General features: G+C 61.3%; 13 protein-coding genes. 6 read left to right on the top strand and 7 right to left on the bottom strand.

The window, feature by feature from the left end; all coding sequences use genetic code 11:
• Positions 1-15: 15 nt before the first annotated feature.
• Positions 16-2,223, bottom strand: a complete 2,208-nt coding sequence (gene rlmKL, locus ABVN19_RS04305) for a bifunctional 23S rRNA (guanine(2069)-N(7))-methyltransferase RlmK/23S rRNA (guanine(2445)-N(2))-methyltransferase RlmL (RefSeq protein WP_028945879.1) — start codon at positions 2,221-2,223, stop codon at positions 16-18.
• A 539-nt stretch (positions 2,224-2,762) separates the two neighbouring features.
• On the opposite strand from rlmKL, the gene rmf reads away from it, so the two are divergent.
• A complete protein-coding gene (gene rmf, locus ABVN19_RS04300; protein ID WP_010223328.1) occupies positions 2,763-2,978 on the top strand; it encodes a ribosome modulation factor in 216 nt (71 codons plus the stop codon).
• A gap of 97 nt (positions 2,979-3,075) precedes the next feature.
• Here the strand turns inward: rmf and ABVN19_RS04295 are convergent, their stop codons facing one another.
• Positions 3,076-4,098: a quinone-dependent dihydroorotate dehydrogenase gene (locus ABVN19_RS04295; protein ID WP_105642313.1), complete on the bottom strand. Its 1,023-nt coding sequence runs from the start codon at positions 4,096-4,098 to the stop codon at positions 3,076-3,078.
• A 151-nt stretch (positions 4,099-4,249) separates the two neighbouring features.
• Here ABVN19_RS04295 and ABVN19_RS04290 point away from each other — a divergent pair, with 151 nt between their 5' ends.
• The 5 genes from ABVN19_RS04290 (at position 4,250) to cobA (ending at position 9,887) form a co-directional block, all read left to right on the top strand.
• Positions 4,250-5,464, top strand: a complete 1,215-nt coding sequence (locus tag ABVN19_RS04290) for a CmpA/NrtA family ABC transporter substrate-binding protein (protein WP_105642314.1) — start codon at positions 4,250-4,252, stop codon at positions 5,462-5,464.
• 15 nt (positions 5,465-5,479) lie between these two features.
• Positions 5,480-6,055, top strand: a complete 576-nt coding sequence (locus tag ABVN19_RS04285; protein WP_028945876.1) for an ANTAR domain-containing protein — start codon at positions 5,480-5,482, stop codon at positions 6,053-6,055.
• Between the two features lie 173 nt (positions 6,056-6,228).
• Positions 6,229-7,440: a nitrate/nitrite transporter gene (locus ABVN19_RS04280; protein ID WP_353632789.1), complete on the top strand. Its 1,212-nt coding sequence runs from the start codon at positions 6,229-6,231 to the stop codon at positions 7,438-7,440.
• 9 nt (positions 7,441-7,449) lie between these two features.
• The gene (locus ABVN19_RS04275; protein ID WP_028945874.1) at positions 7,450-9,120 is read left to right on the top strand and encodes a bifunctional protein-serine/threonine kinase/phosphatase; all 1,671 of its coding nucleotides are present in this window, start codon (positions 7,450-7,452) and stop codon (positions 9,118-9,120) included.
• A 29-nt stretch (positions 9,121-9,149) separates the two neighbouring features.
• Complete coding sequence (gene cobA, locus ABVN19_RS04270) at positions 9,150-9,887, top strand: uroporphyrinogen-III C-methyltransferase (RefSeq protein WP_028945873.1); 738 nt, start codon at positions 9,150-9,152, stop codon at positions 9,885-9,887.
• A gap of 57 nt (positions 9,888-9,944) precedes the next feature.
• Here the strand turns inward: cobA and ABVN19_RS04265 are convergent, their stop codons facing one another.
• From ABVN19_RS04265 to ABVN19_RS04245, 5 genes are all read right to left on the bottom strand, one after another.
• The gene (locus tag ABVN19_RS04265; protein ID WP_028945872.1) at positions 9,945-10,982 is read right to left on the bottom strand and encodes an OmpA family protein; all 1,038 of its coding nucleotides are present in this window, start codon (positions 10,980-10,982) and stop codon (positions 9,945-9,947) included.
• A gap of 110 nt (positions 10,983-11,092) precedes the next feature.
• Entirely contained in the window at positions 11,093-11,683 is a 591-nt protein-coding gene (sigX, locus tag ABVN19_RS04260) for an RNA polymerase sigma factor SigX (RefSeq protein ID WP_028945871.1), read from the bottom strand.
• Between the two features lie 89 nt (positions 11,684-11,772).
• Positions 11,773-12,597 carry a mechanosensitive ion channel domain-containing protein gene (locus tag ABVN19_RS04255; protein ID WP_028945870.1) on the bottom strand — a complete coding sequence of 275 codons (825 nt, stop codon included), beginning with the start codon at positions 12,595-12,597 and terminating at the stop codon, positions 11,773-11,775.
• 2 nt (positions 12,598-12,599) lie between these two features.
• Positions 12,600-12,848, bottom strand: a complete 249-nt coding sequence (locus ABVN19_RS04250) for a hypothetical protein (RefSeq protein ID WP_028945869.1) — start codon at positions 12,846-12,848, stop codon at positions 12,600-12,602.
• 101 nt (positions 12,849-12,949) lie between these two features.
• On the bottom strand, positions 12,950-13,945 hold the full coding sequence (locus ABVN19_RS04245) for a zinc transporter ZntB (protein WP_105642316.1): 996 nt from the start codon (positions 13,943-13,945) through the stop codon (positions 12,950-12,952).
• Between the last annotated feature and the right edge of the window lie 14 nt (positions 13,946-13,959).

The following is a 13,959-nucleotide window of genomic DNA, read 5'->3' as shown; positions in this document are numbered from 1 at the left end:
GGGAAAGATCCCTGCTCAGCGTGCCTGGATGCGCCAGGCTCGATGGATCTTGGTGTTGCGGGCGAAGTCGGGGTCCAGGGTCTGGGCCGTGATTTCTTCTACCGCATAGCGCTCGGCCAGACGTTCGTCGAGCTGGAACTTGCGGAAGTTGTTGGAGAAGTACAGCACCCCACCCGGCGCCAGGCGGGCCACGGCCAGGTCAAGCAGTTCGACATGGTCACGCTGGACGTCGAACACACCTTCCATGCGCTTGGAGTTGGAGAACGTCGGCGGGTCGATGAAAATCAGCTCGAACTCGTCGCGGCAAGCTTGCAGCCAGGCCATGACATCGCCTTGCTCCAGGCGGTTCTTGTCGGAGAAACCGTTGAGCGACAGGTTGCGCCGGGCCCAGTCCAGGTAGGTGCGCGACAGGTCGACGCTGGTGGTGCTGCGCGCTCCGCCCTTGGCCGCGTGAACGCTGGCAGTGGCGGTATAGCAGAACAGGTTGAGGAAGCGCTTGCCGGCCGCCTCGCGCTGGATGCGCATGCGCATCGGGCGATGGTCGAGGAACAGGCCGGTGTCGAGGTAGTCAGTCAGGTTGACAAGCAACTTCACGCCGCCTTCGCTGACCTCCAGGAACTGGCCCTGGGTGCTCTGACGCTCGTATTGGCGGGTGCCGCTCTGACGTTCGCGACGCTTGACCACCACTCGGCTCTGGTCGATGCCCAAGGCCTGGGGAATGGCGGCCAGCGCATCGAACAGCCGGGCCTGGGCTTTCTCCGGGTCTACCGAGCGAGGCGCGGCGTACTCCTGGACGTGGACCCAGTCTTGGTAAAGGTCGATAGCCAGCGCGTACTCGGGCATATCGGCGTCATACAGCCGGTAACAACTGACTTGCTCACGCTTGGCCCACTTGCCCAGTTGCTTGAGATTCTTCTGCAGGCGATTGGCGAACATCTGCCCGCCTTCACTCAGGCGCGCAGGTTCGCTGGCCACTGCGGCAGGAGAACGCTGGACTTCACTGCCATTGCCAGTGTTATCGCGCTCAGGCTGGCGGCGCTCACCGGTGACGAACTGATCCGGCTGGACCTTGATCAGCAACAGTTTGCACGGCAATGCGCCGTTCCAGAAGGCGTACTGCTTGTGGCTGCGGATACCCATGCGCTTGCCCAAGTCCGGGGCACCGGTAAATACCGCCGCCTCCCAGTTCAAGCAGGCCTGGCGCAGGCGCTCGCCCAGGTTCTGGTAGAGATACAGCAGGCTGGCTTCGTCACCCAGGCGTTCGCCGTAGGGTGGGTTGCAGATCACCAGGCCTTTCTGATTCTGGTCGGGACGCGGCTCGAAGGTGCCGACTTCACCCTGGTAGATCTTCACCCAGTCGCTCAAGCCCGCACGTTCGACGTTGTTGCGTCCTGGCTGGATCAGCCGAGGATCGGCCTCGTAACCGCGAATCCACAGCGGCGGTCGCGCCAGGCCGGCCTGGGCCCGGGCCAGCGCCTCGTCGTGCAGCTTGCGCCACAGCGCCGGCACATGGCCAAGCCAGGCGCTGAAGCCCCAGCGCTCGCGCTTGAGGTTAGGGGCGATGTCGGCGGCAATCATCGCTGCCTCGACCAGGAAGGTACCCACACCGCACATCGGGTCGGCCAGGGCGCCGCCTTCGGCGGCAATGCGCGGCCAGCCGGCACGAATCAGAACGGCGGCAGCCAGGTTTTCCTTGAGCGGTGCGGCGCCTTGCTGCAAGCGATAGCCACGCTGGTGCAAGCTGTGACCGGAAAGGTCCAGGGAGAGAATGGCTTCGCCGCGCTCCAGGCGCAGGTGAACGCGCAGGTCCGGGTTGAGCTTGTCGACCGACGGCCGCTCGCCATCGCGAGTACGCAGCTTGTCGACAATGGCGTCCTTGACCTTGAGGGCACCGAAGTGGGTGTTATCGATACCCGAGCCATGACCGCTGAACTCCACCGCCAGCGAGCCGCTCGGCTCCAGGTGATCCTGCCACTCGACGTCGTGGATACCGTCGTACAGGTCATCGGCGTTCTTCATGTTGAAGCGCTTGAGCACCAGCAACACGCGGTTGCCCAGGCGTGACCACAGGCACAACCGGTAGGCGGTTTCCATGTCGGCCGAGCCGCGAATGGCGGAGGTGTGCTCGCGCACCTCTTCAAGGCCAAGGCCGCGGGCTTCTTCGGCAAGCAGGCCTTCAAGGCCTTTGGGGCAGGTAAGGTAGAGTTCGAAACGGTCCGACATGAGGTATCCAGTGCCTTGAGCAAAAAGTGGAGGACAAGCGCATTGCCCTGCCGATGTTTAATCGAACGCCTTTCCAGCGAGCGCTCGAATGGCACTGCATCAGTGCCGGGCCACCCGGAAAACCGACCTTTTACCTAGGGCAAAAAGTCTTTGATTGCCGGGCAGAATGAAAATTTCACGATTTACAGGGTGAAAAATGACCCTTCGTCGCATTAGCTGCCTTGTTACAAATTATCACCCAGCAATGGCCAAGTGACTTCAATTCTTATCAAACCCTGATCATAGCGGGCTTTGCGTCTGAACCTGCTCCGACGCAAATATTTACTTATCACGTGACCCTCACAAAGGTTACGTCCTTATGACAAAACGATCATTCACACTGTGTCGTGCATTGGTTAGAACTCATCTCAGGTTGTCACCGCAATGGGGCAACACCTTCGCTCGCGACGCCGGCAGCGAGCGCAAACCGGTAGAACGATTCTGCCCGGCCTCCTAGAGGCCGACGGGACATTACAGTCAACAAGTGAGGGCAACACCCTATGAGAAGACTTAAGCGTGATCCGTTGGAACGAGCATTTTCACGTGGCTACCAATATGGGGTCACCGGCAAATCCCGCGAGCTTTGCCCCTTTACTCTACCGTCTGTACGCCAGGCATGGATCAATGGCTGGCGCGAGGGACGCGGCGACAACTGGGACGGTATGACCGGCACTGCGGGTATTCACAGACTCAACGAACTTCACGCCGTTGGCTGAACGAGGATCTGAATTCGATTAACCATGCGCGCCCCATCCGGGCGGCGGGCTAAGGCCCAGGGGCCCCTTCAAGGGGCCCTTTTTTATGCCCGCGCTGTTAGCGTGGCATGGCGGCGATAGCGTCGACAGCCTCGCGAATCAGCGCAGGCCCCTTGTAGATGAACCCCGAGTAGATCTGCACAAGGCTGGCGCCCGCAGCGATTTTTTGCGCGGCATGCTTGCCCTCGGTGATTCCGCCTGCAGCGATGATCGGCAACTTGCCGCTCAGCTCGCCAGACAGCACCTTGACGATATGAGTACTCTTCTCCAGCACCGGCGCCCCCGACAAGCCACCAGCCTCATCGCCATACGGCAGGCCTTCGACCCCTTCGCGGCCCAGGGTGGTGTTGGTGGCGATCACCGCGTCCATGCCCGATTCGGTCAAGGCACTGGCCACCAGCGCTGTTTCTTCATCGTTCATGTCTGGGGCGATCTTGATCGCCAGGGGTACATGCTTGCCGTACTGTGCGGCCAGATGCCCACGGCGTTCGGCCAGGGCGTCGAGCAACTGCTTGAGCGAATCGCCAAACTGCAGGCTGCGCAGGCCCGGGGTGTTCGGCGAGCTGACGTTGACGGTGATGTAGCTGGCGTGGTCGTAGACCTTGTCCAGGCAGATCAGGTAGTCGTCCACCGCACGCTCGACCGGGGTGTCGAAGTTCTTGCCGACGTTGATACCCAGTACGCCCCGGTACTTGGCCGCCCGAACCCGATTGATCAGGTTGTCGACCCCCAGGTTGTTGAAGCCCATGCGATTGATGATTGCTTCGGCCTCAGGCAGTCGGAACAGCCGCGGCTTGGGATTGCCCGGCTGCGGACGGGGTGTCACCGTACCGATCTCGACAAAACCGAAACCCAACTGGGCAAAGCCGTCGATAGCCGCACCGTTTTTGTCCAGCCCTGCCGCCAGCCCCACCGGGTTGGCGAATTCCAGGCCCATGACCGTCACCGGCACAGAAGCCGGGGCTTTGGTCAGTATCCCGTTCAGGCCCAGGCGGCCACCGGCGCCGATGAGGTCCAGGGACAGGTCATGGGAAGTCTCCGGGGAGAGCTTGAACAGCAGCTGGCGGGCCAGGGTATACATGGGCGGGCTTAGCTCGACGTGAGTGAGGGGGGCGATTATAGCCGTGGCGTCGTCCGGGGGACAGGGCCGCCTTGGCATATGCGTTGCTTTATCGACAGTAACGCCAGCCACGCAAACGGCACGGCCTGACCCTCGATACAGGCGCAATACTGTGAAAAACGACTTCCCCGCTACTCCCCTGGCCTGGGTCAACGGCAGCGATGCGCCCGAGAAGCACAGCCTGGACATCGGCTTCATGGCCCTGAGCGACTGTGCCTCGGTGGTGGTCGCCGCTACCCAGGGCTTTGCCCAGCCCTATGGGCTGACCCTCAACCTCAAGCGCCAGAGCTCCTGGGCCGGGTTGCGCGACAAACTGGCCAGCGGCGAGCTGGATGCCGCCCACAGCCTGTACGGGCTGATCTATGCAGTACACCTGGGCATTGGCGGCACCAGTGCCACCGAGATGGCCGTGCTGATGGGACTGAACCAGAACGCCCAGGGCATCAACCTGTCCTCGGCGCTGCAACGCCAGGGCGTGACCAGTCCCGAGGCACTGGAGCGTTTCGTGCACCAAAGCAGCACAAAACTGACCTTTGCCCAGACCTTCCCCACCGGCAACCACGCCATGTGGCTGTATTACTGGCTGGCCAGCCAAGGCATCCATCCGCTGCACGACGTCAACAGCGTGGTGGTGCCTCCGGCACAGATGACCGTCCACCTGAAGGCCGGGCGCATCGACGGCTTCTGCGCCGGCGAGCCGTGGTCGGCCGATGCTGTCGAACAGGGCAACGGCTTCACTTTGGCCACCAGCCAGTCGATCTGGCCCGATCACCCGGAAAAGGTCCTCGGTTGCACCCGCGCCTTTGTCGAGCAGTACCCCAACTCGGCCCGGTCGCTGGTCATGGCAATTCTGGCCGCCAGCCGCTTTATCGAACACAGCCCGGACAACCGCCACAGCACAGCACAACTACTCAGTGGCAAGGCCTACCTGGATGCGCCGCTCTCGAGCATCGAACCGCGCTTGCTCGGCGACTACCATGATGGCCTGGGCAATCACTGGCACGATCCCCGCGCCCTGTGCCTGCACGATCAGGGGCGCGCCAATCTGCCCTACCTTTCCGATGGCATGTGGTTCATGACCCAGTTCCGTCGTTGGGGCCTGCTACGCGAAGACCCGGACTACCTCGGCGTGGCCCGGCAGGTACAACAATTGGCGCTGTACCGCGACGCCGCCACTGCCCTCGGGGTGCCCTGCGATGCCCGGAACATGCGTAGCAGCCAATTGATCGACGGTATCCTGTGGGACGGCAGCGACCCGTCCGCCTATGCCCGAGGCTTTCGCCTTCACGCGCTGGCCGACTCGCCCGCTGCACTGGCCCAGCACTGACAGGGAGACGCCACGATGTTGCGAATCCTGTTGATCGATGACACCGAGAAAAAAGTCGGGCGCCTGAAGGCGGCGCTCGTCGAAGCCGGCTTCGAAGTAATCGAAGAGTCCGGGCTGACAATCGACTTGCCGGCGCGCGTCGAAACGGTGCGTCCGGACGTCGTGCTGATCGATACCGAGTCACCCGGCCGGGATGTCATGGAACAAGTGATCCTGGTCAGTCGCGACCGGCCACGGCCGATCGTGATGTTCACTGATGAACATGACCCTGGGGTCATGCGCCAGGCAATCCAGGCCGGAGTCAGTGCCTATATCGTCGAGGGCATCCACGCGGCCAGGCTGCAGCCGATCCTGGACGTGGCCATGGCCCGCTTCGAGAGCGACCAGGCGCTCAAGGCCCAGCTTCAGGCACGCGACCAGCAACTGGCTGAACGCAAACGCATTGAACTGGCCAAGGGGCTGCTGATGAAAATGAAAGACTGCAATGAAGAGCAGGCCTATACCCTCATGCGCCGCCAGGCGATGAGCAAGCAACAGAAGCTGATCCAGGTGGCCGAACAGATCATCGCGATGAGCGACCTGCTTGGCTGAACTGGCGTTGGCCCGGCTCTTGCTAAAACTTCTCTACAGGTAGCCAACGGCGGTTGCCCCTTCACGACAAAGACGTCGCTCCCCACTCGCACCAGCGGGTCGGGTGGCGACGTCTTTTTCGTTTCTGCCCCTAGAGGGCGCGACCTGCAGTGCAATGTTCAACGAGGTGTTCGATGAATACGAGTTTCTGGAAGTCCGGGCATATCCCCACCCTGTTCGCCGCCTTTTTGTACTTCGACCTGAGCTTCATGGTCTGGTACCTGCTGGGCCCCCTGGCGGTGCAGATCGCCACTGACCTGCAACTGACCACCCAACAACGCGGCCTGATGGTGGCCACACCGATCCTGGCGGGGGCCTTTCTGCGCTTTGTCATGGGCGTTCTGGTGGATCGCCTGTCGCCCAAGACCGCCGGCCTTATCGGCCAGGTGATTGTCATCGTGGCGTTGTTCTGCGCCTGGAACCTGGGCATCCACAGCTATGAGCAGGCGCTGCTACTGGGTGTGTTCCTGGGCGTGGCAGGCGCCTCCTTTGCCGTCTCGCTGCCGCTGGCCTCGCAGTGGTACCCGGCCCAGCATCAGGGCAAGGCCATGGGCATTGCCAGCGCCGGCAACTCCGGCACGGTGTTCGCCGCCCTGCTAGCGCCCGTGCTGGCCGCGAGCTTTGGCTGGAACAACGTATTCGGCTTTGCCGTGATCCCCCTGGTATTGACCCTGGTACTGTTCGGCCTGCTTGCCCGCAACGCGCCTCAACGCCCCAAACCCAAGGCCGTGGCCGATTACCTCAAGGCTCTGGGCGACCGGGACAGCTGGTGGTTCATGTTTTTCTACAGCGTCACCTTTGGCGGTTTCATCGGCCTTGCCAGCGCCCTGCCCGGCTACTTCAACGACCAGTACGGCCTGAGCCCGGTCACAGCCGGCTACTACACCGCCGCCTGCGTGTTTGCCGGCAGCCTGATGCGCCCCCTGGGTGGTGCCCTGGCCGATCGCTTCGGCGGGATTCGCACCTTGCTGGCGATGTACACCGTGGCCGCTGTCTGCATCGCTGCAGTGGGCTTCAACCTGCCAAGCTCGATGGCCGCACTGGCCTTGTTCGTCAGCGCCATGCTCGGTCTTGGTGCTGGCAATGGCGCTGTGTTCCAGCTGGTGCCCCAGCGCTTTCGCCAGGAAATCGGGGTGATGACCGGCTTGATCGGCATGGCCGGAGGGATTGGAGGCTTTTTGCTCGCGGCTGGCCTGGGGGCAATCAAACAGCACAGCGGTGACTATCAGCTGGGGCTCTGGTTCTTCGCCAGTCTGGGTGTACTGGCCTGGTTCGGCCTGCACGGCGTCAAGCAACGCTGGCGCACCACCTGGGGCTCGGCAGCCGTCACCGCGGCACGGGTCTGAGGCAATGCCATGAGCCTGCAACTGAGCTTCGCCCAAGCAAGCGCCACGGGCCCCAGGGAGCAGAACCAGGATGCTCTGCGCCTGGTCACGCCCAATGCCGAGTTGGCTGCCAGCAAAGGCTACCTGTTCGCCCTGGCCGACGGTGTCAGTCAGTGTGCCGACGGCGGCCTTGCGGCACGCGCGAGCCTGCAGGCCCTGGCACTTGACTACTACGCCACCCCGGCCACCTGGAGCGTGCCACAAGCCCTGGACAAGCTGCTGCTGGCCCAGAATCGCTGGCTACGGGCCAACGGTGGCGGGCAGCCCCTGCTGACCACCCTGAGCGCCCTGGTGATGCGCGGCCGGCGCTTTACCTTGGCGCACATCGGCGACTGCCGGGTGTATCGCTGGCAGGATCAGCAATTGCAACGCATCAGCCAGGACCATGTCTGGGACCAGCCCGGCATGCAGCACGTCCTCAAGCGCGCCCTGGGCCTGGACCAGCACCTGCTGGTGGACTATCTGGAAGGCGACATGCGCCCAGGCGAGTGTTTTGCCCTCCTCAGCGACGGTATCTGGGCGAGCCTGAGCGAAACCCAGATCAAGTCGGTGCTGCGTGACCAACCTGACTTGCAGGCGGCCGCCCAGACTCTCGTCAAGACAGCCCACTTATGCGGCAGCCAGGACAATGCCAGTGCCCTTCTGGTGCGGGTCGAGCAACTGGGCACGGCATCACTTGGCGATACCTTGGCCCAGCACCAGCAGTGGCCCTTGCCACCGGCACTGCGTATTGGCCAAGCCATCGACGGCTGGCAGGTCGAGCAGCCACTGGGGCACAGTCGTCAGTCGCTGCTGTATCGGGTACGCGATCACCAGCACAATCCCTGGCTGTTGAAAACCTTGCCATTGGCGCGTGAGAACGAGTCTGGCGCCCTGCAGGGCCTGCTGTTGGAGGAATGGTTTCTGCGGCGCATGGCAGGCCGTTTTTTTCCTGAAGTGCATGTGGCCGGCCAGCGCCAGCACCTGTACTACGTGATGCGCGAATACCGCGGCCAGACCCTCGCCCAACTGCTGAAACAGTCCGGCCCGCTACCGTTGGCGCAGTGGCAAGGGCTCGCCCAGCAACTGCTCCAGGCCGTCGGCATGTTGCATCGACGCAACATACTGCATCGCGACATCAAGCCCGAGAACGTCCACCTGGACGAAACAGGCCAACTGCGCTTGCTTGATTTCGGCCTGGCGTATTGTCCGGGCCTGTCCGAGGACCGCGCCCATGAGTTGCCAGGCACCCCCTCGTTTATTGCCCCCGAAGCATTTGAAGGCCAGGCCCCAAGCCCACGACAGGACCTCTACAGCGTCGGTGTGACGCTGTTCTACCTGCTTACCGGTCAGTACCCCTACGGCGAGATAGAAGCCTTTCAGCGGCCCCGCTTCAACCAGCCGGCCACTGTTGCGCGGTTTCGACCCGATGTACCGGAGTGGCTGGAGCGGAACCTGATCCAGGCAGTTGCAGCCGACCCAGCCCAACGCTTTGAAACTGCCGAGCAATGGCTGTTGTTGCTTGAGCAAGGTGAACGTCAGCCTCTGATACTTCGGGCACGCCCGCTACTTGAGCGTGAGCCGCTGAAAGTCTGGCGCGGCCTGGCATTGCTGTCCTTGTTACTGAACCTGATCCTGCTGATCAGCCTGCTAAAGGGCTGACAGCCTCCAAGACCGATGAGGAGCTCCCGATGAATGCAAAAGTCTGGCTGATTGGAGCGGGTCCTGGCGATCCGGAGTTGCTGACACTCAAGGCCGTGCGTGCCCTGGGCGAAGCCGAAGTCGTCCTGATCGACGATCTGGTCAACCCGCTGATCCTGGAGCACTGCCCGCAGGCAAGGGTCATTGCCGTAGGCAAGCGCGGCGGCTGCCGCTCGACACCCCAGGCGTTCATCCAGCGCCTGATGCTGCGCTACGCCCGCCAGGGACGCTGCGTGGCGCGGCTCAAGGGGGGGGATCCGTGCATATTCGGGCGTGGCGGCGAGGAAGCGGCCTGGCTGCAAGACCATGGCATAGACGTCGAGCTGGTCAATGGCATCACTGCCGGGCTCGCCGGGGCCACCCAGTGCGGAATCCCCCTGACCCTGCGCGGGGTCAGCCGCGGCGTGACGCTGGTGACCGCCCATACCCAGGACGACAGCCCGCTGAACTGGCAAGCGCTTGCCCAGGGCGGCACCACACTGGTGGTGTACATGGGCGTCAGCAAACTGGATGAAGTGCGCCAGGGCTTGCTGGAAGGCGGCATGTCCACCGACACACCGGTGGCCATGATCGAGAACGCCTCCCTGCCCCAGCAACGCGAACAACGCACCACCTTGGCCAGCATGACCGAAGACGCTGCCAGCTTCGAACTGTGCAGCCCGGCCATCCTGGTGATTGGTGAGGTGGCGGGACACCAGGCGGCGGGGCTGATCCAGCTGACTGCCTGAATCGCAGGCAAAGAAAAGCCCGGCCTAGGCCGGGCTTTTCAGTAGCGCTTGGACCAATTACTTGGCTTGGGCTTCTACTTGTGCTTCTACGCGACGGTTAACAGCGCGACCAGCGTCGGTAGCGTTGTCAGCAACCGGACGGGTTTCACCGTAGCCAACCGACTCAACGCGGTTCGACTCAACACCGTACTCGTTGGTCAGAACTTGCTTAACGGCGTTTGCACGACGCTCAGACAGCTTCTGGTTGTAAGCATCAGGACCGACGGAGTCAGTGTGACCTTCAACGGTGGTGGTGGTCTGTGGGTACTGCTTCATGAAGTCAGCCAGGTTTTTGATGTCACCGTAGCTGTTCTGCTTGACGACCGACTTGTCGAAGTCGAACTTCACGTCCAGCTCAACACGAACGACTTCAGCAACAGCTGGGCAGCCGTCAGCGTCAACAGTAACGTTTGCTGGGGTGTCAGGGCACTTGTCGACGTTGTCGCAAACGCCGTCGTTGTCGCTGTCGGAGCAGACTTCAGCTACTGGAGCTGGAGCTGGAGCAACCTTGCCGCCGCTGCCACCGAAGTTCAGACCCAGACCGAGGGATGGACCCCACTCGGTGTTGCCGTTGTCGATGTTGTACATGGCTTCAACGCCAGCACGGGCGAAGAACATGTCGGTGATGTACCACTTGGCACCAGCGCCAACGTTGGCGAAGGTGGAATGGTCACGACCGTTGTTGAAGCTCTGGCCGATGCTCTCGTGCGCGAAACCAGCCGAGACGTAAGGACGTACTGCGTCGCCTACGGTGCCCAGGTGGTAGGTAGCGTCGAGCTTGGCCTTGGAGCCTTTGATGTCCTTGTTGAAGACATCGCCACGAACGTTGTGAGTTTCGTTGTAGCCCAGATCCAGAGACAGATCGTCAGTCAGGAAGTAACCGAGGCGAACACCTGGGTTGGTGCCGTCGTTCTGAAAATTGCGCTCGCTATCGTAGTACTGCTTGGTAACGTTGCCTTCAATTTCGACCGCGCCTTGGCCTTGTGCCAGAGCGCCGAGCGAAGTTGCGGCTACAAGAGAACCAATGGCCAAGCCCAAGGTGTTTTTCAATTTCATCCGTTAAATCCCCATCTGGTGATAGTTAAGCAGTCCCACCAACATCCGGGGGACAACTCGACGGCAAGTCTAGCAGAACTTGCCGGTACGTTAGAGATATTTGCGCGCTGCTAAGTTTCAGCAAGGCCCGCAAATTTCTCACGTAGCTTGTCAAGCGCACGCTTGTACCGCATTTTCGTTGCGCTCAGGCCCATATGCATGATATCGGCGATTTCCTGAAATTCCAGTTCTGCGACAAATCGTAGCACCAGAATTTCACGGTCAATCGGATTTACATGCACTAGCCATTTATCCAGCCCACCTTTCTCTTCCGGTTTCGGCGCCTTCTCTTCCGAGGCCTCCTCAAGTGGATCAAGACTCAAGGCATCCATCAGTCGACGCTTGCGCCGCTCCTTGCGGTACTGGGTGATGCATTCGTTATACGTGATGCTATAGAGCCATGTTTTGAACTTCGACTTACCCTCGAAGTTCTTCAGGCCATAGAGCACCTTCAGCATGACCTCCTGACAGACATCGTCAGCATCCCGATCGTTCCCCAGATAACGTGCGCATACGTTAAAAAGAGTTCGCTGGTAACGGCGCATGAGTTCCTCATACGCGCGAGTAACATGAAACAGCTCCTCATGCGAACGCGCCACCAACTCCTCATCAGTGAGCTCGCGGGGGTCGTAACGCATGGGCAGCGAGTGAACTTTATTCAAAACGGATCTGGCCGACAGTCAGGTCAATGTCGCCGCTTACCCCTGCCTGGGGCAATTTTGCGGCGGCATACATTAGCAGGATTACCCGGTTAGCGGCTATTGACCCGCTGCTCCAGGAGAATCCGGTTGGACAACGAGACCAGTTCGCCGTCGTCAGTCAGCAACGTCGTCTTGACGGTTCCGATCTCTTCGATCTGCCCTTCAACCTCTCCAACCTGCACCTGTTGGCCTACCTGGTACAGCTCCCGCACATAGATTCCGGCCAGGATCTGCCCGGCGATTTCACGACTGCCCAGGCCCATTGCCAGCGCAACGGCCAGACCAACGGTAATCAATCCGATGACGATTACGTGATTGAGCAGGTCGGTCTTGACCTCAAGCTGGCTGATGGCCACCGAGATACTGATGATGATGACCAGGCCCTGGGCGATCCGCCCGACACCTGCGGCATACTCCAGGCCAATGCCTTCGGCTGCACCGCGAACCAGGCCATTCACAAGCTGTGCCAACAGTACACCCGCCAGCAGTACCAGCGCCGCCCCGAACACCTTCGGCAGGTACAGGGCGAGCATGTCCAGTGTCGCCGAGACCCGCTCGAGACCGAGGGATTCAGCGGCAGAGACCAGGAAAATCAACAGCACGAACCAATAGACGATCTTGCCGATCAGCGTCGAGATAGGCACCTGGATGCCAACCCTGCTGAGCATCTTGGTCAGGCCCGTGCCGCCCATCAGACGATCGAGGCCCAACTTGGCCAGCAACTTAGAAAGCAAGGTATCGAGCAACTTGGCAACAACAAAGCCCAACAGCACCACGACCAGTGCGCCAAACAGATTGGGGATGAAGTTCGCCACTTTGGTCCACAACGCAGTCATCGCGGTGACCAGGCTCTGGGTCCAGAGATCAAGTTCCATATTCAATCGGCCTTATCAGCTTTACGAACGGTAGCGTTACGTCGGACCGGCGCAACATGCGCCGAACCATTGTTGACGGCAATCATCAGTGCCTGGCTCCAGCGGCCAAGCAGGCTGAACAGATCGCCTGCACCCACCTGACGGTTGGCGGTTTTCAGGACCCGGCCCAGGCATGCATCGTCGTCTCGGTCCTGGCCGGACGACGAAGCCTTGAGCAGGTCTCGCAGGGATTCTTCAAACGGATCGTGCATGGGCACCTCGCGCAATATCTGTCAAAGACGAGATCGCCCCGGCGCGGGTCACATGAACCCGGTAGACAGTAAATGACTGAGCGTTCACAAAAGCCACTGCGTCATACCCAGCGCAGGCGGCGGAATAACCACCACTGCCCCAGCGCCAACCCCAGCACCAACAGGCTGGCGAACAGGAAGCCGTAGGGGCTTTCGGCACCTGGAATTCCCCCGACGTTGATCCCCAGCAGCCCGGTCACGAAGCTCATAGGCAGGAAAATGCAGGTAATGATGCCGAAGCGGTACATGGTTCGGTTCATCCGCTCGGCCCGGCGACGATCCTCGCTTTCCAGCACCAGGGCCGCCCGCTCGCGGGTCAACTCAAGTTCTTCCAGGTAACGGATCAAGCTGTTGTTCAGCTCGTTCCAGTAGTCGGTGTCGTCTTCGGCAAACCAGCTCCACTTGTTGCGTGCCAGTTGGGCGTAGATTTCCCGCTGAGGGGCGAGAAAGCGCCGTAAACCGGCAGCACGACGGCGAATCTGTTGCAGGGAACCCTGCTCCGGCGCATACCGCTTGTCAGCTTCGAGCTTTTCTTCTTCCAGATCGACCACTTCCGAGAGGTCGCTGACCAATGCCTGGACCTTCTCGGTAAGCAACTGCGCCATGCTCAGCAGCAACTCGGAAGCGGTTTTCGGCCCACGCCCCTCGGCCAGTTGCTGAAGCAGCTCGTCGCTGGCGCGCAAGGGACGCAGGCGGAGTGAGATCACGCGCTGCGCCTGGGCAAAGATGCGCACCGAGACCATGTCTTCAGGCTCGGCACCGGGGTTGAGATTCACCCCGCGCAGAAACAGCAACATCTGCTCTTCTGGCAAGGTCAACAAGCGAGGACGGGTGTTTTCTTCAAGCAGCAGGTCACAGGCGAACTCGTTCAGGCCACTGTCGTGGCGCAACCAGGTCCGGGTTTGCGGGTGACTGCGGTCCCAGTGCAACCAGAGGCTCTGCTCTGGCTGCAACTGCAGACCGTTCAGTTCAGTTCGAGCGATCGAACGCGCACCGCCTTTGCCATCGAGCACCAGGGCATGAACCAGCCCCCACTGCGCGTTTTCTTCCTCGAACATTCCTGCTCCACTCA

Source organism: Pseudomonas vranovensis, assembly GCF_040438935.1.
In the GTDB taxonomy this organism is placed as follows: Bacteria; Pseudomonadota; Gammaproteobacteria; order Pseudomonadales; family Pseudomonadaceae; genus Aquipseudomonas; species Aquipseudomonas vranovensis.
The sequence above is the reverse complement of the archived record's forward strand: the minus strand, read 5'-3'. Positions and strand labels throughout refer to the sequence as shown.